This window comes from Brevibacillus brevis, from assembly GCF_022026395.1.
Classification (GTDB): domain Bacteria; phylum Bacillota; class Bacilli; order Brevibacillales; family Brevibacillaceae; genus Brevibacillus.
Genome location: NZ_CP041767.1, coordinates 4,868,071 through 4,895,058, shown reverse-complemented (window position 1 = coordinate 4,895,058; position 26,988 = coordinate 4,868,071). Strand labels below are relative to the sequence as shown.

General features: G+C 47.2%; 30 protein-coding genes. 22 read left to right on the top strand and 8 right to left on the bottom strand.

Annotated features, from left to right (window positions below; all coding sequences use genetic code 11):
- Positions 1 to 6: 6 nt before the first annotated feature.
- The gene (gene hcp / locus FO446_RS23195) at positions 7 to 1,302 is read right to left on the bottom strand and encodes a hydroxylamine reductase (protein ID WP_237899208.1); all 1,296 of its coding nucleotides are present in this window, start codon (positions 1,300 to 1,302) and stop codon (positions 7 to 9) included.
- Between the two features lie 145 nt (positions 1,303 to 1,447).
- Here hcp and FO446_RS23190 point away from each other — a divergent pair, with 145 nt between their 5' ends.
- Entirely contained in the window at positions 1,448 to 2,947 is a 1,500-nt protein-coding gene (locus FO446_RS23190; protein WP_173610093.1) for a nitrate/nitrite transporter, read from the top strand.
- 82 nt (positions 2,948 to 3,029) lie between these two features.
- Here FO446_RS23190 and FO446_RS23185 read toward each other — a convergent pair whose 3' ends face one another.
- A complete protein-coding gene (locus tag FO446_RS23185; protein ID WP_237899206.1) occupies positions 3,030 to 3,737 on the bottom strand; it encodes a Crp/Fnr family transcriptional regulator in 708 nt (235 codons plus the stop codon).
- 185 nt (positions 3,738 to 3,922) lie between these two features.
- On the opposite strand from FO446_RS23185, the gene FO446_RS23180 reads away from it, so the two are divergent.
- The 10 genes from FO446_RS23180 (at position 3,923) to FO446_RS23135 (ending at position 11,293) form a co-directional block, all read left to right on the top strand.
- A complete protein-coding gene (locus FO446_RS23180; protein WP_173610095.1) occupies positions 3,923 to 4,963 on the top strand; it encodes a hypothetical protein in 1,041 nt (346 codons plus the stop codon).
- Positions 4,950 to 7,124, top strand: coding sequence for a molybdopterin oxidoreductase family protein (locus FO446_RS23175; RefSeq protein WP_221867912.1), 2,175 nt, complete (start codon positions 4,950 to 4,952; stop codon positions 7,122 to 7,124). Before FO446_RS23180 ends, FO446_RS23175 begins: the two co-directional genes overlap by 14 nt.
- Complete coding sequence (locus FO446_RS23170; RefSeq protein ID WP_088909171.1) at positions 7,117 to 7,686, top strand: 4Fe-4S dicluster domain-containing protein; 570 nt, start codon at positions 7,117 to 7,119, stop codon at positions 7,684 to 7,686. The genes FO446_RS23175 and FO446_RS23170 overlap by 8 nt, the downstream gene beginning before the upstream one ends.
- 16 nt (positions 7,687 to 7,702) lie before the next feature.
- On the top strand, positions 7,703 to 8,236 hold the full coding sequence (locus tag FO446_RS23165) for a Rieske (2Fe-2S) protein (RefSeq protein WP_173610097.1): 534 nt from the start codon (positions 7,703 to 7,705) through the stop codon (positions 8,234 to 8,236).
- A complete protein-coding gene (locus FO446_RS23160; RefSeq protein ID WP_048034491.1) occupies positions 8,220 to 8,423 on the top strand; it encodes a hypothetical protein in 204 nt (67 codons plus the stop codon). The genes FO446_RS23165 and FO446_RS23160 overlap by 17 nt, the downstream gene beginning before the upstream one ends.
- Before the next feature lie 28 nt (positions 8,424 to 8,451).
- Complete coding sequence (locus FO446_RS23155) at positions 8,452 to 8,769, top strand: hypothetical protein (protein ID WP_232773522.1); 318 nt, start codon at positions 8,452 to 8,454, stop codon at positions 8,767 to 8,769.
- A gap of 57 nt (positions 8,770 to 8,826) precedes the next feature.
- Positions 8,827 to 9,339 (top strand): hemerythrin domain-containing protein, encoded by a 513-nt coding sequence (locus tag FO446_RS23150; RefSeq protein WP_237899205.1) that lies wholly within the window; start codon positions 8,827 to 8,829, stop codon positions 9,337 to 9,339.
- 162 nt (positions 9,340 to 9,501) lie between these two features.
- Entirely contained in the window at positions 9,502 to 9,786 is a 285-nt protein-coding gene (locus FO446_RS23145) for a DUF4183 domain-containing protein (RefSeq protein ID WP_173610100.1), read from the top strand.
- Between the two features lie 105 nt (positions 9,787 to 9,891).
- A complete protein-coding gene (locus FO446_RS28970; RefSeq protein WP_173610101.1) occupies positions 9,892 to 10,242 on the top strand; it encodes a DUF4183 domain-containing protein in 351 nt (116 codons plus the stop codon).
- A gap of 151 nt (positions 10,243 to 10,393) precedes the next feature.
- Complete coding sequence (locus FO446_RS23135; protein WP_173610102.1) at positions 10,394 to 11,293, top strand: SDR family oxidoreductase; 900 nt, start codon at positions 10,394 to 10,396, stop codon at positions 11,291 to 11,293.
- A gap of 6 nt (positions 11,294 to 11,299) precedes the next feature.
- Here the strand turns inward: FO446_RS23135 and FO446_RS23130 are convergent, their stop codons facing one another.
- Positions 11,300 to 11,899 carry an undecaprenyl-diphosphatase gene (locus FO446_RS23130; protein ID WP_237899200.1) on the bottom strand — a complete coding sequence of 200 codons (600 nt, stop codon included), beginning with the start codon at positions 11,897 to 11,899 and terminating at the stop codon, positions 11,300 to 11,302.
- A gap of 164 nt (positions 11,900 to 12,063) precedes the next feature.
- The gene (locus FO446_RS23125; protein ID WP_173610104.1) at positions 12,064 to 12,708 is read right to left on the bottom strand and encodes a hypothetical protein; all 645 of its coding nucleotides are present in this window, start codon (positions 12,706 to 12,708) and stop codon (positions 12,064 to 12,066) included.
- A gap of 273 nt (positions 12,709 to 12,981) precedes the next feature.
- Here FO446_RS23125 and FO446_RS23120 point away from each other — a divergent pair, with 273 nt between their 5' ends.
- From FO446_RS23120 to FO446_RS23080, 9 genes are all read left to right on the top strand, one after another.
- Complete coding sequence (locus FO446_RS23120) at positions 12,982 to 13,827, top strand: MurR/RpiR family transcriptional regulator (RefSeq protein ID WP_173610253.1); 846 nt, start codon at positions 12,982 to 12,984, stop codon at positions 13,825 to 13,827.
- 170 nt (positions 13,828 to 13,997) lie between these two features.
- On the top strand, positions 13,998 to 15,329 hold the full coding sequence (locus FO446_RS23115; RefSeq protein WP_237899196.1) for an ABC transporter substrate-binding protein: 1,332 nt from the start codon (positions 13,998 to 14,000) through the stop codon (positions 15,327 to 15,329).
- Between the two features lie 29 nt (positions 15,330 to 15,358).
- The gene (locus FO446_RS23110; RefSeq protein ID WP_173610106.1) at positions 15,359 to 16,306 is read left to right on the top strand and encodes a carbohydrate ABC transporter permease; all 948 of its coding nucleotides are present in this window, start codon (positions 15,359 to 15,361) and stop codon (positions 16,304 to 16,306) included.
- Positions 16,307 to 16,323: 17 nt separating this feature from the next.
- A complete protein-coding gene (locus tag FO446_RS23105) occupies positions 16,324 to 17,151 on the top strand; it encodes a carbohydrate ABC transporter permease (protein ID WP_048034482.1) in 828 nt (275 codons plus the stop codon).
- A 22-nt stretch (positions 17,152 to 17,173) separates the two neighbouring features.
- On the top strand, positions 17,174 to 18,136 hold the full coding sequence (locus FO446_RS23100; RefSeq protein WP_173610107.1) for a GNAT family N-acetyltransferase: 963 nt from the start codon (positions 17,174 to 17,176) through the stop codon (positions 18,134 to 18,136).
- A 30-nt stretch (positions 18,137 to 18,166) separates the two neighbouring features.
- Positions 18,167 to 19,780, top strand: a complete 1,614-nt coding sequence (locus tag FO446_RS23095; protein WP_173610108.1) for a glycoside hydrolase family 3 protein — start codon at positions 18,167 to 18,169, stop codon at positions 19,778 to 19,780.
- A gap of 38 nt (positions 19,781 to 19,818) precedes the next feature.
- A complete protein-coding gene (gene murQ / locus FO446_RS23090; protein WP_173610109.1) occupies positions 19,819 to 20,733 on the top strand; it encodes an N-acetylmuramic acid 6-phosphate etherase in 915 nt (304 codons plus the stop codon).
- A gap of 174 nt (positions 20,734 to 20,907) precedes the next feature.
- Entirely contained in the window at positions 20,908 to 21,843 is a 936-nt protein-coding gene (locus FO446_RS23085) for a cation diffusion facilitator family transporter (protein WP_173610110.1), read from the top strand.
- Between the two features lie 122 nt (positions 21,844 to 21,965).
- Positions 21,966 to 22,583, top strand: coding sequence for a DUF3267 domain-containing protein (locus tag FO446_RS23080; protein WP_232773529.1), 618 nt, complete (start codon positions 21,966 to 21,968; stop codon positions 22,581 to 22,583).
- On the opposite strand, the gene FO446_RS23075 is transcribed toward FO446_RS23080, so the two are convergent.
- Positions 22,580 to 22,921, bottom strand: a complete 342-nt coding sequence (locus tag FO446_RS23075; RefSeq protein ID WP_173610112.1) for a DoxX family protein — start codon at positions 22,919 to 22,921, stop codon at positions 22,580 to 22,582. The genes FO446_RS23080 and FO446_RS23075 overlap by 4 nt on opposite strands.
- Before the next feature lie 109 nt (positions 22,922 to 23,030).
- Here FO446_RS23075 and FO446_RS23070 point away from each other — a divergent pair, with 109 nt between their 5' ends.
- Positions 23,031 to 23,777, top strand: coding sequence for a Crp/Fnr family transcriptional regulator (locus FO446_RS23070; RefSeq protein ID WP_237899194.1), 747 nt, complete (start codon positions 23,031 to 23,033; stop codon positions 23,775 to 23,777).
- Here the strand turns inward: FO446_RS23070 and FO446_RS23065 are convergent.
- Positions 23,729 to 24,220: a DUF2569 domain-containing protein gene (locus FO446_RS23065; RefSeq protein WP_173610115.1), complete on the bottom strand. Its 492-nt coding sequence runs from the start codon at positions 24,218 to 24,220 to the stop codon at positions 23,729 to 23,731. The genes FO446_RS23070 and FO446_RS23065 overlap by 49 nt on opposite strands.
- A 57-nt stretch (positions 24,221 to 24,277) precedes the next feature.
- Positions 24,278 to 24,508 (bottom strand): YgaP family membrane protein, encoded by a 231-nt coding sequence (locus FO446_RS23060; protein WP_237899192.1) that lies wholly within the window; start codon positions 24,506 to 24,508, stop codon positions 24,278 to 24,280.
- A gap of 110 nt (positions 24,509 to 24,618) precedes the next feature.
- Between FO446_RS23060 and FO446_RS23055 the strand changes: the two genes are divergently transcribed.
- A complete protein-coding gene (locus FO446_RS23055; protein WP_237899190.1) occupies positions 24,619 to 25,623 on the top strand; it encodes a D-cysteate sulfo-lyase in 1,005 nt (334 codons plus the stop codon).
- 78 nt (positions 25,624 to 25,701) lie between these two features.
- Here FO446_RS23055 and FO446_RS23050 read toward each other — a convergent pair whose 3' ends face one another.
- A complete protein-coding gene (locus FO446_RS23050; protein ID WP_237899188.1) occupies positions 25,702 to 26,955 on the bottom strand; it encodes an MFS transporter in 1,254 nt (417 codons plus the stop codon).
- Between the last annotated feature and the right edge of the window lie 33 nt (positions 26,956 to 26,988).

Genomic DNA, 26,988 nt, shown 5'->3' with positions numbered 1-26,988 from the left:
GATAGCTTATTGCGTGATTCCGAGCATTTGCTTCATATCTTCTTGGGCATCGCCAATCAACTGAATATGGAACAAGTCTTGCAATACTTGCAGAACACCCGGTTGAATGAACTCAGGCAATTTTGGACCGATCCGTATATCCTGTATCCCCAGGCTAAACAGACCAAGCAGAATGGCAACCGCTTTTTGTTCAAACCAGGAAAGAACGATACTTACCGGCAACTCGTTCACTTCACACTCGAAGGCATCGGCTAATGCAGCCGCAATCGTAATGGTAGAAACCGAGTTATTGCACTGTCCCAAATCGATATATCGTGGGATGTCGGTACCTGGCACGGTGCCGAAATCTACATCGTTAAAACGGAATTTTCCGCAGGAGGTCGTAAGAATGACTGTTTCTGGCGGTAAGGACGTAGCCAATTCACGGTAATACTCGCCTCCCTTGCCAGGAGCGTCACAACCAGCGATGACGAAGAAACGTTTGATCTTTCCTTCCTTGACTGCCTGAATAATTTCAGGGGCAATACCGAGGACCGTTTTGTGATGATACCCGGTCGTCAATGTCAGTTCCGATTCGATGGAAACCTCAGGAAGAGACAATGCTTTTTCAATGAGCGGTGCAAAATCGTTTTCTACAATTTTCGTCACATTTTCCAAACCGGTTATATCATACGAAAAGAAACGATCTGCGTAGCTGCCTCGAATAGGCATCACACAGTTTGTTGTAGCCAGGATGGCGCCGGGAAATTTCTCAAACAACTGGCGTTGATCGTACCATGCTTTCCCGATGTTCCCTTTCAAATGAGGATATTTCTTCAGTGCGGGATAGCCATGTGCAGGCAGCATTTCGGAATGCGTATACACATTGATTCCTTTGCCCTCTGTCTGTTTTAACAGCTCTTCGAGAGCAAACAGATTGTGTCCCGTAACAACGATGCATTTTCCTTCTATTTTATTTTGCGAGACGGTGATTGGCTGTGGCACTCCGAAATGATCTGTATGGGCCCGATCCAAAAGCTCCATGACTTTTATCGCGGCTTTCCCTACTTTCATAGCCATTTGCAAATGTTCATCCAAGCTAAAATTCACATTCGTCAATGTAAAATAAAGAGCTTCCTGTGTAATTCCATCCACTTCAGGATCGATATATCCCAGTTGTCGAGCATGTGTGGCATAAGCTGCAATTCCTTTTAAAGCAAAAATAATTGTATCCTGAATACTCGCAAGATCTTCATTCTTTCCGCAAACGCCGATGACCTTACAACCACCTGATGGAGTCTGTTCACATTGATAACAAAACATGTATAATTCACTCCTTCGATTCAAGATTTCGCTTTGATTATAAGCGGATTGCCTGGAAGGAGCTGTGATTAAAATCACAACGAAACCAAACTTTGCCTCTTATCATAGTGGATGAAGAAGATTTCCCAAGTGAGGGGTGTTGTTTATGGTACGAAAATGGCAGTTGCCATTACAGACGTTAAGTCTTACGGTCGGTTTCATGGTATGGGTCATTCTGTCATCGCTTATGCCTTTTATCAAAGAAACCGTACCCATGAGTGCAAGCGAAGTGGCGTGGGTGACAGCGATTCCTGTTCTTTTAGGATCGTTGCTGAGAATCCCTGTTGGATATTGGAGTAACCGATTTGGGGCGAGGATATTATTTAGCATAAGCTTTCTCTTGCTGCTGGCTCCTGTTTTTTATATTAGCCAGGCGACCACTTATACAGATTTGTTAATCGGCGGGTTATTTATAGGGATAGGCGGAGCGGTGTTTTCTGTTGGTGTTACGTCTCTACCTAAATACTATCCGAAAGAAAAGCATGGTTCTGTAAACGGAATCTACGGTATGGGGAATATTGGTACAGCGATCACCACTTTTTCAGCGCCAGTTCTGGCTAAATCGTTTGGATGGGCAACTACTGTACAGATGTTCATGTTATTGCTTGTGGGATTCGCCGTTCTAACCTTCTTGATGGGGGATAAAAACGAACCTAAGGTAGTGACTCCTCTCGGTCAGCAGATAAAGAGTGTCTACAAAAACGAAAAGCTATGGTTAATCAGCTTGTTCTACTTTATTACGTTTGGTTGCTTCGTCGCTTTCACCGTGTATCTCCCGAATTTTTTAGTGAGCCATTTCCAACTGGATAAGGTAGATGCAGGTATGAGAACGGCAGGGTTCATTCTTTTGGCGACACTTGCGAGACCAGTGGGAGGCTGGCTAGGTGATAAGTGGAACCCCTTCAAGGCATTGATGATTGTGTTTGCCGGGCTCGCCTTGTCTGGTATTGTCTTATCGTTTTCGCCATCGATCTTGATGTATACGGTAGGATGCTTGTTGGTAGCGCTATGTGCCGGAATTGGTAACGGTGCCGTGTTTAAATTAGTGCCGATGTATTTCTCGCGACAAGCGGGGATTGTGAACGGGATCGTATCTGCCATGGGGGGATTAGGAGGATTTTTCCCGCCGTTGATCTTAACGATGCTGTTTAATCTGACCGGGCATTACGCGATTGGTTTCATGGCGTTATCTCAGTTTGCGCTGGTAAGCTTGGTCTTGGTAATGTGGATGTTTTATCAAGAGAAGCTGCAGCTCGCCGCAACCATTATGGAAAAGACGGGAGAGGCGATACTGATTACCGATACACGTGGAGTCATTAAAAGTGCGAACCATGCTTTTACGAAAGTGACCGGTTATGAAATGAATGAAGTGATTGGCAAGTCTCCCAATATTTTAAAATCTGGCAGGCAGAATGCCGATTTCTATCAAAAGATGTGGGATTCGATCAAGAAGAATGGCTATTGGCAAGGAGAGATCTGGAATCGCCGGAAGAATGGAGATCAGTATCTCCAATGGCTAACGATCAGTGCGATACTGGACGATGCAGGAGACGTCGAGTACTATGCTGGCATGTTCAGCGAGCTCGCAGAGCAAAGACATGGATAAAGAAGCTTGAATCACTCATGAAAAAAAGTCTTGGACGGACAAGTCCAGGACTTTTTTTATACAGGAGGTATGAAGACTTTGCTCACATTTGGCAAATATCTGGAGGGCAGTCATCACAATAAATCGCCTCTTTTAAATAGGCAAGGTCTTTAATCAAGATATGCCCGTGCGGAAGCAAATCGATGGAATCCTGTTTTTTTAGATCGGAAAGCATTCGGTTGACACTTTCTCGTGTCAGACCAATGAATTGTGCCAAGTCACGATTGGTAAGGGAAAGGTCGATGAGGATTCCGTCGGGGTGTGGCTTGCCGTACGTGTTACTCATGCGGATGAGCGTTGAATACAAGGCGCCGATTTTGCCATTGAGTAACAAATCGCGAAATTTGGACTGCATCCGCCTGTTCATCAATCCCATCCAACGCAGGAAGTCTACACAAAATTGACCGTTTTTGATGAGCATTTTTTCCAACTCTTGTCGCGGGATGATCCATATCTCACCCTCCATCAACATGGTGCCTGTGGAGGTGTACGTCAATTCCTGTTCGAAGAGACCGGAGACGCCGACGAGCTCTCCTGCACCAAATACTTGCAGTGTTAATTCTTTTCCATCGTTTGTGTTTTTTGTGAGCTTGATTTGGCCAGACGAAATTAAGAATAGCTGATCGGCTCTTTCGCCATCCATAAACAGAACGGCTCCGGGAACAAAGCTTTTCCGAACAGAAAACGTTTCAAGGCTATTCACAAAATCGGAAGAAATCTGCTCGACAAAGGTTGTGCCATTTCCGGTCATGTGGTCCCCCCTAAACCAAGGATACATAGGTAACTCATTATATCATCCGAAATCGAAGGTTGGGGGTAGGAAAATCGTCCTGATTGTGGCAAGGGTGTGAGGTAAATCACAACCCGGGTTACGAGCCGTTGCTACAATGGTCTCGAGCGAAAGGAAAAAATGAGCAGCAGCAGGGAGGGTGTTGTATGAACTATCTATTTGCTTCCAAAGTGGCGAAGCGTGCTTTTATCATCATTGCTTGCTTGTTCGTCCTAAGTTACGTGGGAACACGTTTTTTCACGCATATTGATTTGGCGCTTTACGGGTATATGGTGGGGACTCTTGTCTTTATCGGAGGTTTCCTTTATCGATTTTCTGCGTGGGCAGACCGCCCGCCAACGAATGTCATTTTGAAAAAGGGGTTACGTCTTCTCTTTCGTAAAAGCACGGCGAATACAGCTGTGGATCATCTGGCCATCTATCGCTTTATTTGGAATCGGGGATGGTATCGCTGGACACAGCACATTTTGCTGGGATGGGGATGCATCTTGGCCGCGTTTGTCACCTTTCCGTTAGTGTTTGGCTGGATGTATTTCACGATGACAGACAATGGCTACTATCAGGTCGTGTTCATGGGTGTGGATGTTCTTACCGTACAAGCGGATGGCTGGGTTGCCTTTCTCTTTTACAACGCGTTGAACATTACGGCTTTTATGGTCATCGGTGGAGCAGTCATGGCATTGTATCGCAGATTTAAGAATATGCAGGCACGGGCTGAACAATCCTTTGTCTACGACTTTTTGCCATTATATCTGCTACTGTTTATCAGCGTGACAGGCTTGATGCTAACTGCAAGCAACATGTTCTTAGGGGGCTTTGGGCACCCGGTCATATCCGTCACTCATCAATTTGCAGTGATTGTGACATTGATTTATCTGCCATTCGGAAAACTGGCTCACATACCGTTCCGTCCCATGAGTGTGTTCGCTCGCAATTATCGCGAGCACTATGGCGAGCAGGAAATGAAAAAGTGCAAAGTGTGCAGCAAAGAGTTTGTTTCTGCGGAACAGTCGGCAGATGTAATCAACGTGCTGGGTAAAAACGAAATGGCTTTTCAAATGGAAGAAGGTTTCCACTTGGCTGAACTTTGCTTGCCGTGCCGCAGAAAATACCGGATGTTCCGCTTCACAGGAGTTCCTACGCACGAGATCAATGCCAGGGAGGCAAATCAACATGCCAAAGGATAAATTTTTTAAAGTAATTGAAAACAAGGTACATCCCAATGAGAAATTGGTCAGCACACACTGCAGCTACTGCGGTATGCAATGCGGGATGAACCTGCGTGTAGATACAACGACGAACAAGATTATCGGAGTGGAGCCACGGTACGATTTCCCTGTCAATCTGGGGAAGATGTGCCCAAAAGGGGTAACGGCTTATCAGCAAGTGAATCATCCGGATCGGATACAGCGGCCGTTGATTCGAACAGATGCTTCATTAAAAGGCACGGCGGAAGGTTTTCGGGAAGCGTCATGGGAGGAAGCACTTGACTTGATCGTTTCCAAGTTCAAGGAGTTGCAGCACAACTATGGCAAAGATACCTTGTCTGTTTACTCTGGCGTTTCCATGACGAACGAAAAATGCTACCTCACGGGTAAGTTTGCGCGGGTCGCCTTGCAAACCCGCTATATCGACTACAATGGCCGCTTCTGCATGTCCTCGGCTGCGGCAGGATTGAATCGAAGCTTGGGGATTGACCGAGGTTCTACCATTCCCTGGACGGACATTCACCAAACAGACTGCTTGTTCTTGGCCGGATCAAACGCGGCTGAGTGTCACCCAACCAGCATGTTTCGTATTTGGGAAGTGCAAAATCGAGGCGGCTATCTGATCGTAGCCGATCCAAGGGAAACACCTTTGGCACGTCGCGCTGATATCCATCTGGATCTGCGGCCCGGTACAGATTTGGCGCTGGCAAACGGAATCGTTCATCTCCTGATCAAGAACGGGCATATCGATGAAGACTTTATTCGAAATCATACGAATGGTTTTGAAGAAACAAAAGAAGTGGTTGCTACCTTCACACCGGAGTATGTCAGCGAAATAACAGGGGTTTCGGTGGAGAAGATTGTGCGGGCTGCCGACATTTTCGGTAGGGCACCCGATGCGATTGTGATGTTCTGCCGTGGTGTGGAACAGCAGTCGAAAGGGACAGACAACGTATCGGCCTATACCAACATGTCGCTCGTCACAGGCAAGATTGGCCGACCAAAATCAGGTGTGGCAACCCTTACTGGTCAAGGAAACGGTCAGGGGGGGCGGGAACACGGGCAAAAAGCCGATCAATTGCCTGGCTACCGCAAGCTCGACAATCCTGAACATGTACGTGAAATAGCGTGTGCCTGGGGCATTCCCGTGGAAGAGATGCCGCAGAAAGGCGTCTCTGCCTACGAGATGTTCCAGCTCATGAAGGATAAAACGATTCGCAGCTTATACTTACTCTGCTCCAATCCGGTTGTAAGTGCGCCAAATCTAAACCATGTCCGGGAGTCCCTGAAAAGTCTGGATTTTATGGTTTGCTGCGACTTTTACTTGTCCGAATCGGCTGAATACGCCGATGTCGTTCTTCCCGTTACGACTTGGGCAGAGGACGATGGAACGACAACCAATCTCGAAGGACGCATCATTCGTCACCGTCAGGCACAGGAATGGTTTGCCGAATCCAAGCCTGACTGGTGGATTCAGATAGAAATCGCCAATAGAATGGGGCGCGGACAATTCTTTACTCACTTGAAGTCTCCCCAGGATATTTTCAATGAAATACGTCAGGTTTCCAAAGGCGGAATAGCTGATTATTATGGGGTCACCTACGAAAAAATTGATCAAAACAATGGTGTCTTCTGGCCGTGCCGCGAGGAAGGCGACGAGGGGCAGCCGCATTTATTCCTGGATAAAAAATTTTATCACCCGGATGGAAAAGCCAAAATATGTGCGCTGCCTTACCGCCCGCCAGCGGAGGAGCCGGATGAAGAATATCCTTTGCGGTTAACGACGGGACGAGTTGTGTTCCATTATTTGTCCGGGAACCAGACAAGACGAATCCCGTTTTTGAAGGACATGTATCCTGATCCTCTGCTAGAGGTTCACCCAAAAACAGCGACACGTTACGGTATTGAACACGATGAGCTGGTCACTCTGAAAACGAGAAGAGGCGAGGCGCAGTACCGTGTGAAAGTTATCGAGGCGATTCGAGAGGATACGGTGTTTGTTCCATACCACTGGGGAAAAGAGCAGTCTATCAATCTGTTGACCAACCCGGCATTGGACCCTTACAGCAAAATGCCTGAGTTTAAAGCGTGCGCCGCGAAAATCATCAAGCACAAACATGGAGGAGTTCGCCATGGGTAAACAAGTCTTATACATCGAAATGGATAATTGCATCGGTTGTCGAAGCTGCTTGGCGGCGTGTACACAGTGTGGAGGTCATGACAACCGAAACCGAAACTACGTACTGGATGTGGACCCGTTTATCAGCAGACAAACGATTCCGCTGATGTGCTTCCATTGTGTCAATCCTGCTTGCGCCCGCAGCTGTCCTGCTCAAGCGATTCAAATCGCAGATAATGGGGCCGTATTGTCAGCCTTGGTAGAAAAATGCATCGGTTGTCAAAATTGCACGATTGCTTGCCCCTATGGGATTCCTAAATTTGATGAAGAACAGAATCTCATGTACAAATGCGATCTATGCTACGACCGTACGAAAGAGGGAATCCCGCCGATGTGTGCTTCGGTTTGCCCGACAAACACCTTGCAGTGGATTGAGGAAGCAGAGCTGGAAGAAAAACGGGCACAGATTCCTTTGGCTAATGGCAAATGGACTGCCAGCCACGACCCGGATGTGCTCGAAGGCGAAACCAATGTGAAAATTAGCCTGCCTGGCATTCTGCAGGGCAAACAGAAGCTATTCTAGAGGGGAGATATACCTTATGGAGAACGAGAAAACCCGCCCCATTCCGTTGAAGGATGACAATTATACCCATAACATCAATCGTTCCAATGAGCGCAGTCTGGATCGACGGAGTTTTATGAAAACAATGGTAGGAGCAGCAGGTCTTTTCGCGGCATCTACTCTGCCATGGGGGGCATTAGCTGCCAAAGAGCTGATGAGTTCATCCAGCAAGTCGTATCCCACACAAAAAATTGCGAATCTCAGCGATATAAAACCCGGAGATGCGATCGAGTTTGCTTATCCAGGAGAGCATGACAGCGCGTTGTTCGTATATGTGAAGGAAAAGGAATACAAGGCGTATCAAAATGCGTGTACCCATCTGCGTTGTCCGGTATTTTGGGATCGAGATGAGAAAGAGCTGCTATGTCCTTGCCATCATGGGAAATTTGATATCGCTACAGGTAAGCCGCTCGCTGGTCCCCCAAGAAGACCACTTCCGGAAATTGTGCTTCAAGAGAAAGATGGAGCCGTATACGCTGTAGGGGTGAAGAGTTATGAAGAGCAGCTATAGAGGTGTCATCCTATTAGCATTGATCTTGTTCGCCAGCATTGTTTGCACCCAGTACACAGTCAATATGTATTTCGCCCAGCGATATATGGAGGTGCTTTTGCTCAGCGGTGCAACGGTAGTGTTGTTCCCACTGGCATGGATGGTATTGAGAAAAGATCAGCGAGACCGAAGAGAACAAGGGAAATAATCCGGGGAAGGAAGTGTGATCAGTTGCGATGAATCCTAGTAAGCGAACGATTGCCGAGCTTCACCAGGAGCTGCCTGCCTTAGTGGATAAAAAAATGGGGATACTCATTCAAGATTTGGCGGATGATGCCGAACCACACAGTCCGGCTCTCTTGGAAAGGCAGCTGGCAAAATGGGAGATCACGGAGGATGAGGAGCATCTGCGACTCTATTTTAATCCTTGTCAGTTTGTAGCGATTCCCATCCAGAATGGACCGGTTGTTTTTTCGCAAGACGGTGACTGTATTCGAATGGTTGCTAGGGACAACCGGGGACAGCTAGCATATCATATTTCTTTTGGTAACTGACTCCCACTAGTAGATGGAGGGATTGTAATGGGACCACCGCCTATAGGATGTATGGGGATGATGCAGGAGTTTGAAGGGAGAAGGAAGCTGTGTCCGGCTCTGGAAAAACTGAAAGAAGAACACCTATCATTAGCTGAGCAGATGAATGAGCTCGTACATCTAGCAAATAACCTGAAATCTACTGCCGAACCTACGAAAAGAAAGCAAGGCCTAACAGAGCTTCATGAGCTGGCGTCCTCGTTTCGGGCGGAACTGGAGAAACACTCCAGACGCGAGGAAGAAGACCTGTATCCTCTGATGGCTAACTATATCGAACGGGAGATGGGACCGATTGCAGCCATGGAGGAAGAGCATGATCTTATTCATGAAAGCCTGATGTCGTTTATGCGAATCGTAGAAAAGGAGAAATCTGATCCAGTTGAAATAGAAGCTGTCCACACTCATTTGCTGAAGTCAATAGAAATACTCATGGAACATTTCTTTAAAGAAGAGAGTGTGCTGTTCCCGATGGCAGAATACGTATTGAGTGACGCAGAGAAAGAGCAGTTGCGAGTACTGTTTCAAGATTAGAAATCATGTAGCCCTCCTACTGGTAAAAGTAGGAGGGTGATTTTATTTTCCAAATAGCTTCTTTTGAGGGAAAATGTGCGTGCTTCTCCTGTCATTTGTCGGTTTCAATCGGATGAATCCAATCATTTACTAGTAGGGATTCATTAGAGGAGGAGATTCGAAGTGCCGATTGTTAAACCGTATCTAACCTCATTGAGATTTACGTCCACCATGGGTGCTGGAACTGGTACTGGTGCAACGTTTGCCATTGCGGCAACTGCATTTACCACTGACGCTGGTGCTGCTGCGACAGCATTTCCTGGTACGTTTGCTTTTTACAATCTCTACATCAATGGGGTGCTTCAGGCAGGTAATACTTCCACAATCACAACGACAGCGATCACGATTCCAGATGGAGATGTCGAAAACGGTGGTACACCCATAGTTGTAGAGTTTGTCGTTAACTAAGATGAATAGGATGGTGGCCCCAGGTGGATGAAATGTGTCTGGGGTTACTCATATGTGTAGTGAGAGTGAACGGTCGGAGAATTTCGAGAAAGGACGAGTGATTTCATGAGGCACTATGTCACACAGTCATACACAGTGAGGAGACAGAGTCTGCAAATCGTGCCGCCCTGCCCCCCATGCCCATGTACGCCTGGTTTAATACGAACAGAAACCTATCAGTATACAGCAATTTCAGATGGAGTCAAAAACATGTATACCAACAGTGATGCTGTCATGCTATTCAGTACTTCAGGGATTCTGGACCCGAATGAAGTTTCTATTGTGAATCTTTTCATCAATGGAATGCTACAACCTCCCAATGTATACGCTGTCCAGCCGGGAGTTTTGATTCTGAGTGACATTCCTGTACAAGGAGTTCCTCTTATTCTTCAGTTCATCAAGATGATTACCTCATAAATGGTAGCTTCCACCTTGGGAAAAGGTCATGTCATACATACATGTCATTTTCCTTCTATGCTGTGCCCTTGATGGCGTACACAGCGCACACCAAGAAGGGTAGGCGAATATCATGGCGATATCGACTGAATCTGTACAGGAGGTATTTTCCATGTATCCGAGATACCCATATTACAGTTACAAGACTACTTGCGAAGAGACGCCCCTTACGTTTCCGCCACAGCATCAGGATCGACAACCGGGGATGGAATACTTGATGGTCCCGCGACCGATTTTCGATAATCCTGACTATATAGGAAGCGGCAAGCTTCGGGGAAAGGTAGCGATTATAACAGGTGGAGACAGCGGGATTGGCCGTGCTGTAGCGGTTGCTTTTGCGAAGGAGGGGGCATCTGTAGCGATTCCTTATTTGGATGAGCACATCGACGCCGAGGAGACCAAGCAAGTTGTTGAGTATTACGGAGGGCAATGTTTGCTGCTGCCGGGAGACTTGCGTGACGAGGCTTGGTGTCGGGAGGTTGTACGCCAAACGATTGGCTGTTTTGGCAAGTTAGATGTACTCGTTTTGAATCAAGGCGTACAGTTTCCACAAGAAAGCATCCTCCAGATAAGCCGCGAGCAACTGGAAGACACGTTTCGGACCAACCTTTTCCCCTTATTTTACATCACACAAGAGGCGTTGCCGTATTTGCAGCCAGGCAGTTCCATCATTAGTACGGCATCGGTTACTGCCTATGCTGGTCATCCGCAATTGGTTGATTATTCAGCAACCAAAGGAGCCATCGTCTCCTTTACCCGCTCCTTGTCCCTTCAATTGGTCAAGCAAGGCATCAGGGTGAATGCAGTGGCTCCTGGACCAATCTGGACACCGCTGCAAGTATCCAGCTATTCGGCAGAATACATCACGACTTTGGGTGTCGACACGCCGATGCGTCGTGCAGGACAGCCGTTCGAGCTGGCTCCGACCTATGTTTACCTGGCCTCGGATGATTCGGGATATGTAACGGGCCAGGTATTGCATGTCAATGGTGGAACGATGACAGAGACGTAGCGGTAATCAAAAGTCTCTCGTTTTCGATTTCGTAGGCAAGATCGCTTGCTCTCCTTTTTCATAGAGAGCAAGTAGAGTATGGACAAAATTCAATCTCGGCACGATTATATAGACGGCCAAGGCAGACCCAATGCTGATCAGGGCACCTACAATGACATCTGCCGGATAATGAACGCCTACTAAAATGCGAGAAAGCCCGACACAAGCAGCAAGCAGCATCCAGAGTGGCCCCGTCGTCTTTCTAAAAAGCCAGTAGGTCATGCAAAAGGAAAAAAACAGGATCGTATGGTCGCTGGGAAATGAATTGTCGACTGCTTTTTGTACCAATTGATTGACGTTCGCAAGCTCAGCGAATGGCTGATTATTCGCATGAAGGCTTCCAGCTACTTTCCCGAAAAGCTCAGCGATGGCAAACGTAAACGTCGCACAAATGACCATGATGCGATTCTCATGTTTTCTCGTAAACCAATACACCAAAGCACTCAAAGCCAAAATAAACACCGTATATTCCGCTACGTAAAAAGATACGGGATTGAGAGCCGGATACTCTTTTCCCAAGTCATTAATCAAGCGAAAATAGTGAATGTTGATTTCCATGCCATTCATTTTTGGTGATCCTCCTTTACATGTAACAGGAGAATCGTAAACGATAAGAGAAAAATGGGAAATTGATTTACCTTACGAAATATTACAGGGTTGTAAGGTTGGTTTCGCAGCATCAAATAAGAGACGGCAGAACCGTCTCTTTTTCATTGGACCAAAGGTTCATGCTATTTTCTTTTGCCCGCTGCTTTGGGGTAGATGTCTTTTTTGACAGCCTTTAATTTTCCGACACGATCCAGGGTCACGTTGATGGAATGATCCGGGGAAGTGTAAATCACGAGAATCTGTGTCTTGTTATCCTGAACAGTAGAGGAGTTAATTTGTGAGAACTTGTATTTTTCTGCTTGCTTTCCAAACAGAAGTTTGAGAAACTCCTTGCCTTTTTTGATCGCTTCCTCATCACCTAACACTTCTTTCGAAGACGAGAGTCTGTTTTGAATGTCGATGCTGATCAGCTCTCCTGTACTTGCGTTTACATGGACAACTCCAAAGTCTGGGGTAGTACCCTCTGGTGTGCTCGACAAGATCACTTCCAGACGTTCGATCGGACCAGAAGTGGTGTCGACATTCTCCTTTACGATGGAGGTGATGGGATAGTCCTTCAGGTCTGGGATGACTTCTTTGACGTGATTCAGAGTCGCTTTTGTTTTTTTATTCAGATCGTTTATGGAAAGCTCCTCCAACTTGGTCGCAGTTACAGTTGCTTTCGCTTTGTAGGAAGAGGCTGCTGCGGCTTCGTTTAACAGAACAGGTGTGATTGGCAAAAGGAGTGCCGCTATCAGGGTGAATGCGAGTGCCTTACGCTTGGTCATTTTGATCATCCCCATTATTTGTCAGTCGGGTGTACATGGATTAATACGAAAAGAGATTCGTATTAGTAACGGTAAAAATTGTGAAAAATTTATAACAGAACGAAGAAAAGGAGAAAGTGTCGAAAAATAGTTTTGAAATTTTATTTCAAATCTGACAATTAAGCTTGATATTTTATTTCAAGTGTCTATAATACAAAATATGTAATCAATTACCAAAGTCACACTAGAATGTAAGCGCTTAATAACTTTATGGACTAAAGGGGTGGTATCGTGTTGAATGGCGGGTTGCTGCGCATCCGCGAATCGTTGCACAATATCAAGCGTTCTGAACAAAACGCAGCGCATTACATTTTAGCCAATCCGGATGAGGTGATTCGTCTTTCCATCAAGGAACTCGCGGAAAGAAGCGAATCCAGCCAAGCTGCCATCATACGCATGTGCAAAAGTATCGGTGTGGATGGTTTTCAGGAGTTGAAGATCAGAATAGCGGGTGATTTGCAATCGTCTACCGCTCAGGATGAATACAAAGAGATTCTTCCCGATGCTGATATGTATACCTTGATTGAATCCGTTTCGCTCAACAACATCCTCTCCTTGCGGGAAACGATTAAAATTTTGGATACAGAAACAGTAGAGCGGGCGATTGGTGAGCTGTTCCGAGCCACCCGGATTGATTTTTACGGGGTGGGTGCTTCGCAATTGGTTGCCCAGGATGCCCAGCATAAATTTTTGCGCATCAATAAAATGTGCACGGCCCATTCGGATTCCCACTTGCAGCTTACTTCGGCAGTCACCTTGACGGCTGGAGATGTGGCAGTCGGCATCTCGAATTCTGGGGAAACCTCGCAGATTATAACCACGATGAAACAAGCCCGCAAATCGGGAGCTGTGACCATTGGCATGACCAAATACGGCACAAACTCCTTGGCGGAATGCGTGGATATTCACTTAACCACGTTTTCAACAGAAGCGGATGAACGCAGTGCCGCCACTTCCTCACGGATCGCACAACTCAATGTGATCGACATCTTGTTTAGAGGTGTTGCTGCCAAAAATTACGACGTCTCTGCTGCGTACTTGCGCCAGACGCGTAAAGCTGTTCGAGAGCAATACAAATAAGCAAATCCTCCTTAGACTACACAAACTCCTGCCTTTATCCTTTTATCCTTATCAGTCAATAAAGAGTCCCTATCTTCAAAGTATCTACATGGAGCTAGATGTACGTGAGGCTTTTAGAGATATCGTTAGCTATGCAAGTTTTCCACTTATTGCAATTGGGGAGGTTTTCCATGAAAAAGAGAAGGTTTCTCTCAGTACTCGGTATGATTGGCTTAGCAGCGGCATTGCTTATTTCTGGATGTAGCAGCCAGTCCTCCACACAGCAGGGGGACAAAGTCGAATTGTATATGGGCTACAGCTCTGATCCACCCACGAAGAAAAAGATGGAAGAAATTATTGCAAAATTCGAACAATCGCATCCTCATATCAAAATCAAAACGATGACAGCACCTTATGATGACTTTTATCAAAAGCTGACGACTCAGATCGCGGCCGGGAATGCGCCTGATCTATGGCAGAGCGACGGGACAAAAGTATTTGGTTACGCCCAACGTGGCGCGATTCTCGACATCACCGACTACGTCACAAAAGAAATCAGCAAAGAGGAGCTCAACGGTCTGGAGTTCAACAAAGACTCAGACGGGAAGTATTGGGGCGTGCCACAGGGCATTCAAGTCGGAGCCCTTTTCTACAACAAGGATTTGTTCGACAAAGCGGGCGTGCCATACCCAACGGCTGACTGGACCTGGGATGATTTGAAAGCGGCTTCCGTCAAGCTGACCCTCGATGCCAACGGGAAAAATGCAGACGATCCTGCCTTTGACAAAAAATCAGTGAAGCAGTACGGCTTCGCGTTTTTCGGTAGCTCACGCGGGGCGTTTAACATCTTGAAAGCGTATGGTGGCGGGGTATTGGACCCGACCTTGACAAAATCGATTATCAACAGCCCTGAGAACAAAAAAGCGGTCGAGTGGATGGTCGACGGTATGCAGCGCAAGCTATTCCCGAATCCGGCTGATCTAAAGGCGTTCCAAAGCAACTTCAAAGCATTTTTGAGCGGGGCTGTGGCGATGCAAATCGATATTTATGCAGCAACAACCTCGATGAATGGTGCAGGGTTGAATTACGATGTCGCTCCTATGCCAAAAGGACCGGACGGAAAACGCTTCGCACCCGTCATCGCCAACTCATGGGTCATCAACAAAAAAGCAGAGGAACAGAAAGTCAAGGCTGCTAAAGAATGGATCACCTACTGGACGACATCTGATGAAGCACAAAAGGAATGGACAGAAGTAGGGGAAGCGATTCCGGTGAAAAAATCAGTGGCGAATTCCGAAATGTTCCTAAACCCGGCGACAAAGCCGGAAAACAAAAAAGTGTTCCTCGACACCCTGGAGTTCGCAGGCACGATTGATACCAACGCTGTCTTTACCGAGTGGGTGAAGGTGTTCACGGATAATCTGGCGGAGCTGTTCATGGATAAATACGGAACAGATGAATTCATTACGAAAACAGACCAAGGCATTCAAAAAGTTCTGGATGATTTCTTCAAGAAGCAGTAGTCATCTATCAGTGAGGATGTGTGCCAACCATGCTAGAGCTGCAAACCGAGCAACAGGCGAAGCCTGCTGTGAAAAAGAGAAAATGGTTGGATAGTGAGGGGAGATGGGGACTGCTCCTGGTCTCCCCTTATCTTATCCACTTTCTCGTATTCGTCGTGGGAACATCGGTCGCGTCATTATACTTCAGCTTTTCGGACTACGATATTTTAAATCCGCCTAAATGGACGGGCTTGGACAACTATGAAAAGCTGTTTGAAGACCCGCTGTTTTATCGCTCGTTATGGAATACGGCCTATTTTACGATCCTGTACGTCCCGGCCAAAACATTTTTGGCGTTGCTGTTAGCCGTTGCCCTGAATCAAAAGCTGAAGGGCCTGAAATTTTTCAGGATGGTTCACTTTTTGCCGGTCATCTCCTCGTGGACGGTGATCGCGTATGTAGCGGATGCGGTATTTAACCAGCGGATCGGTTTTGCCAATGCTTTTCTGTCCAAACTGGGCATCGCCCCGCAAAACTGGCTGATTGATGAATTTTGGGTCATCCCGGTCTTGGTTCTCATCGCCATCTGGAAATCAGTCGGCTACATGATGATTATTTTTCTCGCCGGGCTGCAAGGAATTTCTTCTGACATGTACGAGGCAGCCTCGATTGATGGAGCGAACGCTTGGCAAAAGTTTTGGCGGGTGACGGTCCCGATGATTTCCGGCACGACGTTTCTGGTCATCATCTTGAATACGATTTACTCCTTCCAAAACTTCGAGCAGATTTTTGTCATGACCGGGGGATCTACGGAAGCAGGCTCGACAGGTGGTGCGAACAACGCCAGCCTCGTCCTGATGCTGTTCATGTTCCGCCAAGCATTCAGCTTTTTCAAAATGGGCTATGCCTCTGCTATCGCGTGGGTGTTGTTCCTCATCCTGCTTGCCATTACGCTCATCCAATTCAAGCTGCAAAAGAAATGGGTTCATTATGATTAAGAGGCAAGGAGGTAGCCATGCAAAAGCGTTTTCCTCTCAATAAAATCGTCGGATACCTGTTTGTCATAGCCAGTGCGTTGATTATGCTGGTGCCGTTTTTGACGACTGTGTTTAACTCGCTGAAAACCTACAAGCAGTACATGCAATTTCCGCCGGAATGGCTGCCCAATCCTGCACAGTGGAGCAATTATACAACCGTGTGGGAACAGGCGAATTTTAGCAGCTATACGATCAACAGTCTGATTGTCGCGATTCTTTCGGTTATCGGGGCCTTATTGTCCAGCTCGATGATTGCCTTTGCTTTTGCCAGGCTGCGTTTTCCTTTCCGCGACACGCTGTTCATGATCGTGCTGGGAACAATGATGATCCCTGGGATCGTCACGATAGTCCCGCAGTTTATTATCTTTAAAAATTTGGGACTGCTCGACACGTTGGCTCCACTTTGGATTTTGGAGTGGCTCGGACAGCCGTTTGCCATTTTTTTAATGAGGCAAGCATTTTTAAATATCCCGAAGGATTACGAGGAAGCGGCAAAGCTGGATGGCTGCAATCCGTTTCAAATTTATTGGCGGGTGTTTTTGCCGATGTGCAAGCCTTCCTTGGCAACACTGGCGGTCTTTACGTTTATGGGGAAGTGGAATGAGATTTTGGCGCCAGTCATTTATCTCATTTCGGACGAGAACTTTACGCTGCCGATCGGGATTTTGTCTTTGAGCGGTCAGTACAAGACAGAGGATCAACTGCTAGTAGCAGGGGCATTGATCAGCTTGATCCCGATTTTGATAGTGTTTTTGTTTGCGGAGAAATATTTTGTGGAAGGCTCCAAAACTTCCGGATTGAAATAGGACGTAAGGGGGGAAGCATCCGATGCAATACGTACCTTGGGACGATCAATATGCGGACGCTCTGTGCGAGCTGTGGAATCAGGAGTTGGGTGATCGCTTTCCCATGCGGACGGAGCTCATGCGGCAAAACAGCTTCGAGGATCAGAATGTAGTCAAAGCCGGGTCGTGGATTGCGATCGATGCTGTGACGCAGCGTCCCGTCGGCTTTGTGGTGGCCAAATGCTGGCAGGAAAGGCTCGACATTCAGTTGGGGAAAGACATTGGCTGGATACAGGTCTTGCTCGTGGCTAGCGCACATCGCGGGCAGGGGGTCGGGCGTGAATTGCTGGCAAGGGCAGAAAATGCGTTGCGAGAGCAAGGGGTGGAAAAGGTCTTGCTGGGACGCGATCCGTATCATTATTTCCCAGGCATACCCGATGAATCTACGGATGTAAAAGCGTGGTTTGAACGACAAGGGTATCACTCGGAGGATCGGTTGGAAAACGATCTGTTAGGCCGGTATCTCGAACCAGCCGAGCTGGAATTGCCAGAGGTACCAGATGGTCGCTTTCGACTGTTGACGAAGGCGGACCAAGCTGCCTTTTTGGCCTTCTTGCATCGATGCTTTCCCGGACGCTGGGAGTATGAAGCCATTCACTATTTTAAGCGGGGAGGAACCGGACGCGAATTCGTCGTGGTGGAGCTGCGCGGAGAGATCGTCGGTTTTTGCCGGATCAATGATGCCGATTCTCCGTTTATTGCTCAAAACGTCTACTGGGCACCTTTGTTTGCAGATGGGCTTGGCGGCATCGGTCCGTTGGGCGTAGATGCAGAATATAGAGGACGGGGTTTGGGACTGGCGATTGTGGAAGCGGGCATTGTGGCTTTGCGGAATCGCGGTATTTCAAACATTGTCATCGATTGGACGACGCTGGTCGATTTCTATGGGAGGCTCGGGTATCACAGATGGAAGCAGTATGCGAAGTACGGCAAAGCATTCTCTTAACAAGAGCAATTCGGTAGGGAGGAGGATTCCATGCAAGCCGAACATATGACGGTGGAACAGAAGGTCGGGCAACTGCTGATGATCGGTTACCCTACGCTGGATATTCCCGAAGAAATGGAAGTGTGGATCAAACAAAAACAGATTGGCAACGTGATTCTTTTTAGCCGCAATATCGGGACACCGGAAGAGACTTATCAACGTGTACAGAAACTCCAGAGCTGGGCGTATGAGTCTTGGCATCCCTATCCGCTGTTGGTCGGGACTGATCAGGAGAATGGCGTGGTTTCCCGTCTGCAAAAAGGGGCGACGCGCTTTCCCGGAGCGATGGCTTTGGGGGCCACAGGCAATCTCGATCAAGCCAAGCGCATCTACCAGGCAACAGGTGAGGAGCTGCGTGCAGCAGGGATTTCAGTCAATTTCGCTCCGACGGTCGATGTGAACAACAATGCGGACAATCCAGTCATTGGGGTGCGTTCTTTTGGAGAAGCGCCAGAGCAGGTGGCGCGGTTTGGTGAGGCCGCCATTCAAGGCTTGCTTGAGAGTGGTGTCATTCCCTCTATCAAGCACTTCCCCGGTCATGGTGATACGAGCACCGATTCTCATGAAGCCATTCCTGTGCTTGGACATGATCGGACGAGACTGGATCAGGTCGAGCTGGTTCCATTCCAGCGCAGCATTGCGGCAGGAGTCCCCATGGTAATGGTTGGACATATCAGTTTGCCCAGTATGGATGAGTCAGGCTCTCCTGCTACGTATTCCAAGGAAATCGTGACGGGAATATTGCGTGAGTCCCTCGGCTTTGATGGGGTTGCGATTACGGATTGCATGGAGATGGCTGCCATTGCGGATACCATCGGGGTTGCGGAAGCGGCGGTGCGTTGTGTGCAGGCTGGGATCGATCTTGTTCTGGTATCCCACACGCATGAAGTTCAGCAAAAAACGTACGAACGACTCGTTGCGGCCATTCATTCGGGGGAGCTGTCAGAAGAGCGGGTCAACGAAGCCGTAAATCGCGTGCTTCAAATAAAGAAACGATTTCTGTCCTGGGAGCATTGCTTGCGAACAAAAGGCCCTTCCTTTGACCGTCTCCAGCATGCAGACATGGCGAGAAGTGCGCTCGCCCAAGCCATAACCTTGGTGAAAAATGAACATCAGCTGCTTCCTTTACAGAGCGGGACGCAACCGCTAGGCGCGATTTTTCCGGGGATTTCCAACCTTACTTTGGCAGAGGATGGGCAAGCAGCTTCTGGTGATTTGGTCGAACCATTGAGAAAATACCGTGAAGTTGAATACCATATGATGTCGACGCTCAACCCGACAGAGGATGAAGTGGAGATGGTGGCAAACGTGATGTCAGCCACGGAGCAAATCGTCGTTTTTACGTACAATGCCCATATCTTTAAAGGACAATCGCTGCTGGTGAATCGGCTAGTTCAACAGGGGAAAAAGGTCGTAGCTGTCGCCCTGCGAAACCCGTATGATCTCTTGGCAATGCCAGAGGTCGATGCGTATCTCGCCGTTTACGACCATACGTATCATGCCATAGAGCTTGTGGCAGACATTTTGTTCGGGGAACGAAAGGCCGTTGGACATCTTCCGGTCAGCCTGTTTCCGTCGGAGAAAAAGCAGCATGGTGTGGGGTAGAAAGAGAAGATGAGTGCAAATGGGTGGGAGGTAACTGGATGAAGTTTCACCTTCGTGATTTAACGACAGAAACAAGAAATCGAAATACGGAAGAGCTGGATAAATTCTCTACGATGGAAATTGTCCAGATTATGAATGAAGAGGATAAAACAGTTGCGTTTGCCGTTGAAAAGGAGCTGGCTTCGATTGCAGCGGCCGTTGATTTGATCGCAGAATGTCTGGAAAACGGCGGAAGACTCTTTTATTTTGGAGCGGGAACGAGTGGGAGATTGGGCTTGCTCGATGCTGCTGAATGCCCCCCAACCTTTGGGACGGACCCCACATTGGTGCAGGGAGTCATAGCAGGCGGGGAAAAAGCTATCGTCAGAGCTGTCGAAGGAGCCGAAGACGTGGAGCAGAACGGCAGGGAAGATGTGATTGCCTATGGCGTAAAGGCAGGGGATGCCGTGGTGGGAATTGCAGCGAGTGGTCGGACACCCTATGTCATCGGAGCATTGGCGGAAGCAAGAAGACAGGAGGCAAAAATCATTTCGTTGTCCTGCAACCAGGCGGCGCAGATCAGCCAAGGTGTGGATGTGGCGATTAATGTTGTAGTAGGGCCAGAGGTAGTGACCGGATCTACCCGCTTAAAAGCAGCGACGGCGCAGAAGATGGTTCTCAATATGATTACGACCGGATGCATGGTACGGTTGGGGAAAGTGTACAAAAATTTGATGGTCAATGTGCAGGTAACCAATGAGAAACTGAAGGAACGGGCAAAACAAATCGTGGCAGAAGCGACCAACATCTCTACCGATGAGGCAGAGGTACTGTTGCACAAGGCAGACGGTGACGCCAAACTGGCAATCGTGATGCAAAAGACAGGGCTGCAAGCAGAGGACGCAAGCCGCTTGCTCACCCAGTACAAGGGCAATATCCGGCGAATTTTGGAAGCGAATCACACTCAGGAATGACCAGCCTAATCCTTTTGGATGAGGCTTTTTTTGTCTTGGTACGACATGACTGGTAATGAAAATCACTTGTATGATCCATAAAATGTTCATTTGAATATGGACGAAAAAGAGGATATGATTACATTAATTCTTACATTATAATTTTTATAATTTGAATGGACAGAGGTGATAGGTATGAAAAAGGGTGATTTTCACCATCTTGATCATGTGAAAGAACAGCAAACATCGAAGAAAACATTGTGGATTACGCTCCTATTGACGTTGTTTTTTACGATCGTGGAGGTTGTGGGGGGCTTGATGTCCAATTCACTCGCGCTCCTGTCTGACTCCGCCCATATGATTTCTGACGTCTTTGCTTTAGGGTTGAGTATGACCGCTATTTATATGGCGACACGTAAGCCGACTAAGAAGTATACGTTTGGATTTCTCCGTTTTGAAATTATTGCTTCGTTTTTGAATGGCTTGGCTCTTGCCGTGATTTCGATCGGGATTGTCATTGAAGGGATCAAACGGATGATCAATCCGCAAGACGTTGATTTGCAGTTGATGCTGACTATTGCATCCATCGGTTTGGTTGTAAACATCGTGCTGACCATCGTACTTTCCCGCAGTATGAAGGAAGAAGACAACCTCAATGTAAAGAGCGCGTTATGGCACTTTATTGGGGACTTGCTCAGCTCCGTCGGTGTGATTACGTCGGCGATTCTCATTTACATGACCGGCTACTACTTGTTCGACCCGTTGATTAGCTTGGTGATTGGGGGCATTATTTTTACAGGTGGTGCCAAAATCATTCGTGAGTCGCTGCTCGTGTTGATGGAATCTGTTCCAGAGCAGTTTGATCTTGATCAAATTCGTCAGGACCTTGGTGAAGTAGAGGGCGTGGAGGATGTTCATGAGCTGCACCTGTGGGCAGTATCCACGGAACATTACTCCCTGACAGCGCATGTGTTCGTTCGTGAAGGCATCCAGCCGTATTGTGTCATTCTGGCGATTAATCACATTTTGCAAACGAAGTACGGAATTGACCATTCGACGATTCAGATCGAGCACCCGACGATTCTGGATCACGGGGAATATGGCAAGCAGTTTTTGCTTAAGCAAGCATAATGATCATGAGAAAAAGGCTAGTCTCCAAGGAAGCTCAGGAGATAGCCTTTTTTTATTTATCTCCCCATTAAAGAAACTGATTACATAGGGTGAACGTCTTACTAGAAAGGGGAGGTTTTTTTATGAGAATCACAACCAAATTGCCACAGTATCATGAAAATGTACATGTTGAATTGATGAAAAATGAATGGGTTCCACTGAATGAACCACAGAGTTTGGGCACGGCAACTCTTTTATCGATTCCTTTCATGCTGATTAACGCACTCATCGTTTTTGGGATCATCCATATTTTTTCGCCAATAACCTTGGAGGAATTGGGGCTGACATCTGATTCGCTATCCATATCCATTGACTTCGGTGCGATATTCTCTCTACTCGCCTTGGTCATTATTCATGAATGCTTGCATTTGATTTTTATCCCGAATTTCTTGAGATCAGAAAAAACATGGATGGGGCTAACGTTGTTTGGCGGGTTTGTAGCAACGGAAGAAAAGATTCCAAAAGCAAGATACATTCTGATTACCATCGCTCCATTCATTCTCATTTCGATTATGTTGCCTGTTCTTCTAGGTTTTTTGGGGCTGTTCACTACTGTATTAAAATTTATGATTTTGATAAACGCAATCGCTTCTTCGGTCGATATGCTGAATCTTTTCCTGGTGATGAAGCAAGTTCCGAGACAAGCAATCTTGATCAGTAACGGACAAAAAACGTACTGGAAAGCGCCCGGAAACGATTAAAGCCAAAGGAGAAGCAACGAACAAATAAGCATAATTCCTGCATTTATCGCCATGACGGGTTTATGCTTTGCCCGAAAAAGATGGGCATGGATAGCACCGAGCATGAGGATGGCGAACAGGATACAAGCGAATGTTAATACTCCAGGAATCCAAAAGGAGCTAACTACTCCGATGACTCCGACCAGCTCAAGTGAGGCAATCACGTCCATAAACCAAAGGGGGTACCCATATTCCTTCCAGTGCTGAAGCATAGAGTTTGCGCGTAAAAATTTCATTAACACAGAGATGGAAAACATCAAAGCCAAAATCAGTGAAAGAATCATGATGAATGTGTTCAACGATTTACACTCCTTTGTTCATTCGAAATCCATTGCTTAACAAGGAGTATAATGGGTGTGATCCATACAATATGTAGTCCAGCCTACAGTGAGCAGGAGGAAGTGCACGGTGATCGAAAAGGAGAAGTTTTTATCCCGCATCAATTTGTTTCAGTCGTTAAGTGAAGCAGAGCTAGCCCAATTGGAACCGGCGACTCCTATGGAAGTAGTCAAAAAAGGAACGATAATTTCCTCTCCTCACCTGGAGCTAAAAATGCTGTTTTTGATCAAGGCTGGGAAGGTTCGTCTATACAAGCTTTCGGCTGACGGCAAAGAGCTGACGATTGATTTGCTCGGCACGGGCCATGTGTTTGGCGAGATCGGCTCGTTTACGATTAGTTCAACCAATATGTACGCCGAGGCGTGGGAAGATTCGGTGATTTGTTCGATTGATAAAGGACAATTTGAAGAGCTGATGCTGGAGAAGCCGAGGCTTGCCTTGCATTTTATCGAGATTGTCTCGAATCGCTTGCAAGAGGTAGAAGAAATGATGGGGCTCATGGCGTATGGAAGTGTGCGACAGCGTCTAGTATATTTGCTCGGCAGGCTGTGCGAGAAATACGGAGGAGAGCGCCAGGCTGACGCACCAGAATGGATCGAGCTGGCAGTGAACCTGACGCATCAGGAGCTGGCGACGATGATGGGGTGTATTCGTGAAACTGTAACAGAGACGCTCCATGAGCTAACTGTAGAAGGCATCGTGAAGAAGGCGGGCCTGCGTAAGCCGTTATGGGTGCATCGGGAGCGATTGAGGGAAGCGCTTGCCACTCATTCATTCACAAATGTATTCTTCACTCGTTTGGACAAGCGGAAATAGGGAATCCAGATCATTGCGGTGATGCAAGTATGAAGCAAGCTTAGTCCCGATTGCTTGACAAACTGACTTGTGTCTCCGAAAAGATTGTCAAAGCTCGTCCAAGCGAACAAATCGATCATGTTCAAGGTGATATAAAAAAGAATCAGACCAACAAATAAATGCGGAGCACGTTTCTTTTTCTGGAAATAGAAAACGAGAAGGAACAGCGAAAATACGAGTAGTCCTATCTCTAACAAAATGTTGCCGTAGTAATACAAAGTGAATGACAGACTTTGCTCCATAAACGGTGCGAGCCCTTCAATTGCTTCAGTATAATCCTGAAAAATGCCGATAACGGATACAAGCAAGGAAAGTGGGCTCAGAACGACAATAATGGTCGGCCAGATTAACCAGCCGCCCAATCCTTTTGGCTTATTTACATTTGCTTCTGTTTGGACATTCATTCGTGTTTTCTTACCTCTCTGATCGTAATGATATCGATACCAGATAATGGTATATAATCAAAGAGGTAAGGTCAAATGCAAAAAATAAGATTTTTGCGAAGGAAGTTGGCAAGAGTTAATCCCAAAGATACGATAGAAGAAGCACTGTTTGGTCAAGGCTGTATACAGGAGCGGAATGCCCATCAACGAAAGGTATTGATAGCCTCCGTCCAGAAAGAAGAACAAGGACAGAAAGGCTAATCCAGCAACGATACGAAGCATTTGATCAAAACGACCGACGTTTTTCATTCTTATCCCTCCGGTTATGGTGTTTGTGATTGATGAGACTTATTGTACCGGAGTACTTTTTGGTTGCATGTAACAAAGTCACATAACGCAAAGCAGAAGGGGAGAAAAGCATGAACCAAATCCGTTACCATCGCAGAAAATACTCGCAGGGTCATACACCAATCGAAAGGCTGGAGCGTTTGTCCAAGGAGTTAGGCGGACCGAGCATTTCTATCAAGCGAGACGACATGCTTGGCTTGACAGCAGGAGGAAACAAGACGCGAAAGCTGGAGTATCTGGTGGCGGAGGCAATCGAGCAAGGGGCAGATACGTTAATAACATGCGGAGCTGTCCAATCCAATCACTGCCGGTTGACTCTGGCGGCGGCTGTTCGAGAAGGTCTGCACTGCCAACTCGTGCTGTCCGCGCCTGAGACGGGCGACTACCAACCGCAGGCGAGTGGCAATCATCTGTTGTTCCACTTGCTCGGAGCAGAAAAAATCGAGGTCATTCCCGCAGAGGCAGATTTGCTTGCAGCTATGGATGAACTCGCTGAAAGTTTGCGAAAACAAGGGAGAAAACCATACCTGATCCCTGTAGGAGGCTCCAATGAAGTCGGCTCCTTGGGGTATATGGCGTGCGCGGAAGAAATTGAGCAGCAGGCTTGGGAAGCGATGACTCCGTACGATTATGTCGTGACGGCAACGGGAAGTGGCGGTACCCAAGCAGGCTTACTTGCGGGATTTATGGCGCGTCAGTCTAACACGCAGGTGATCGGGATTAACGTAAGCCGCGACCGAGCTGCTCAGGAAGGGAAGGTGCTGGACCTGCTTCGCAGTACAGCCGATTTGATCGGTTTGCAAGGGGCCATACGTGCAGAAGCAGTGCAGTGCGACGACCGATTTGTAGGTCCAGGTTACGCGATCCCGACAGATAGCATGATTGAGGCTGTTCAGCTGGTCGCACGGACAGAGGGGATTTTGTTAGATCCGGTCTATACGGGTAAGGCAATGGCAGGCTTGATCGGCTTGATTCGCGAAGTGCGTTTTAGTCGGAAAGATCACGTGCTGTTCCTGCATACGGGTGGTGCCCCAGCGCTGTATACCGTTCCGCAGCTGTTTTTGCCATCCAAATAGCGTAGCAGGCAGCGGTAGTCTAGGATGTACTTTCACGTCCATAGCTACCGCTGTCTTTTTATAGGAAGGCTGACTGACTTAGTGCTTCACAGTGCCTTGGTCTGCCACAACTTCGGGGGTGTCTACCTGCTGCATCAGCATACGCATGGAAAAGACGATTCCTAGTGCGGCTGTTACCAAAAGACCTGCCAATACAAGGTAACCGACTGATGCGCCTGTTGAATCTAACATGAGAGTAAATAGAGCGAGTAATAACAGCCGCATGCATGTACCAATCGACCGAAAAAAGCTCAGGACCCTTCCCATAAAACGATTAGGTAGCAGTTCCATATAGATGGTCTGTCGGATCAGCCTGGTTGATACATTGCACCAGCCCATAAAAGCAGAGAGCAACACAAAAACCGAGCCCATTGGGATCACAACGGTCATTACAAGAGCAATCGCCATCAAGATGAAGTTCCCTACCATATAAGGAAAAGCACCGATTTTTCCACGAAACCAGGTAAGAAGAAATCCCGCCAGCACTGCACCGATGGAATACGTAACCTCTCCCATGGAATAGATCGCCACATCCTCCCCCAAAACTTGGCTAACAAAGATAGGGTTAAGCAGGTTCGTCAGCATAACGGCGAGGAATGGTATCAGCGCAGCAATTCCGAATACGATAAACCCTCGTTTTTCTTTGATATAGACCCAGCTTTGCTGAAATTGTGACAGCCAGGATGTTCGGAGGTATTTTTCTACTTGTTTTTCTTGTGTAAACACATAGTCGATTCCGGTTAAGGAGAGAAAAGCGATCAGATAGGTCAAAGTGTTAAGGATCAGCACGATATGTAATCCGTATTTCCCCAATAGAAAACCTGCGAAAGCTCCTGCGAGGACCAAAGCGGTCTGGTTTTGAATTTCCATGGTAGAATTGATCACATTGTAGTCCTTTTGCTCAAAGGTTTCCTGTATGAAGGCTGACTGTGTAGGTTCGTGAATCTGAAACATGAACATCGACGCCAAAAAAACGAGAACCATCATCCACTCTTGATAAGTCCCCCAAAATCCCCAAGCTGTTACAAGAGCGAGGACCGAGAAGCCTCCTAGCTGTTCCAGCTGTAGAATAGTCTTGCGGGAAAAGCGGTCAATCAATGTACCAAAATAAGGTCCGAGGAGCAGTGTCATTATCGAGGAGAGAAGCATGGTGGAACCAAGTAGGCTGGCTGAGCCTGTGGATTCTACCAAATACCAAGATATCCCGATCATGGTCATCCCCTGGCCAAAGCCTGAAAACAAATTGGAAAGAAACAGCTTGCGAAAATTGCGAATGCGAAAAATCTCGTTCACTCTCGTCACTCCCTTTTCGTTATTAGGGCAGAT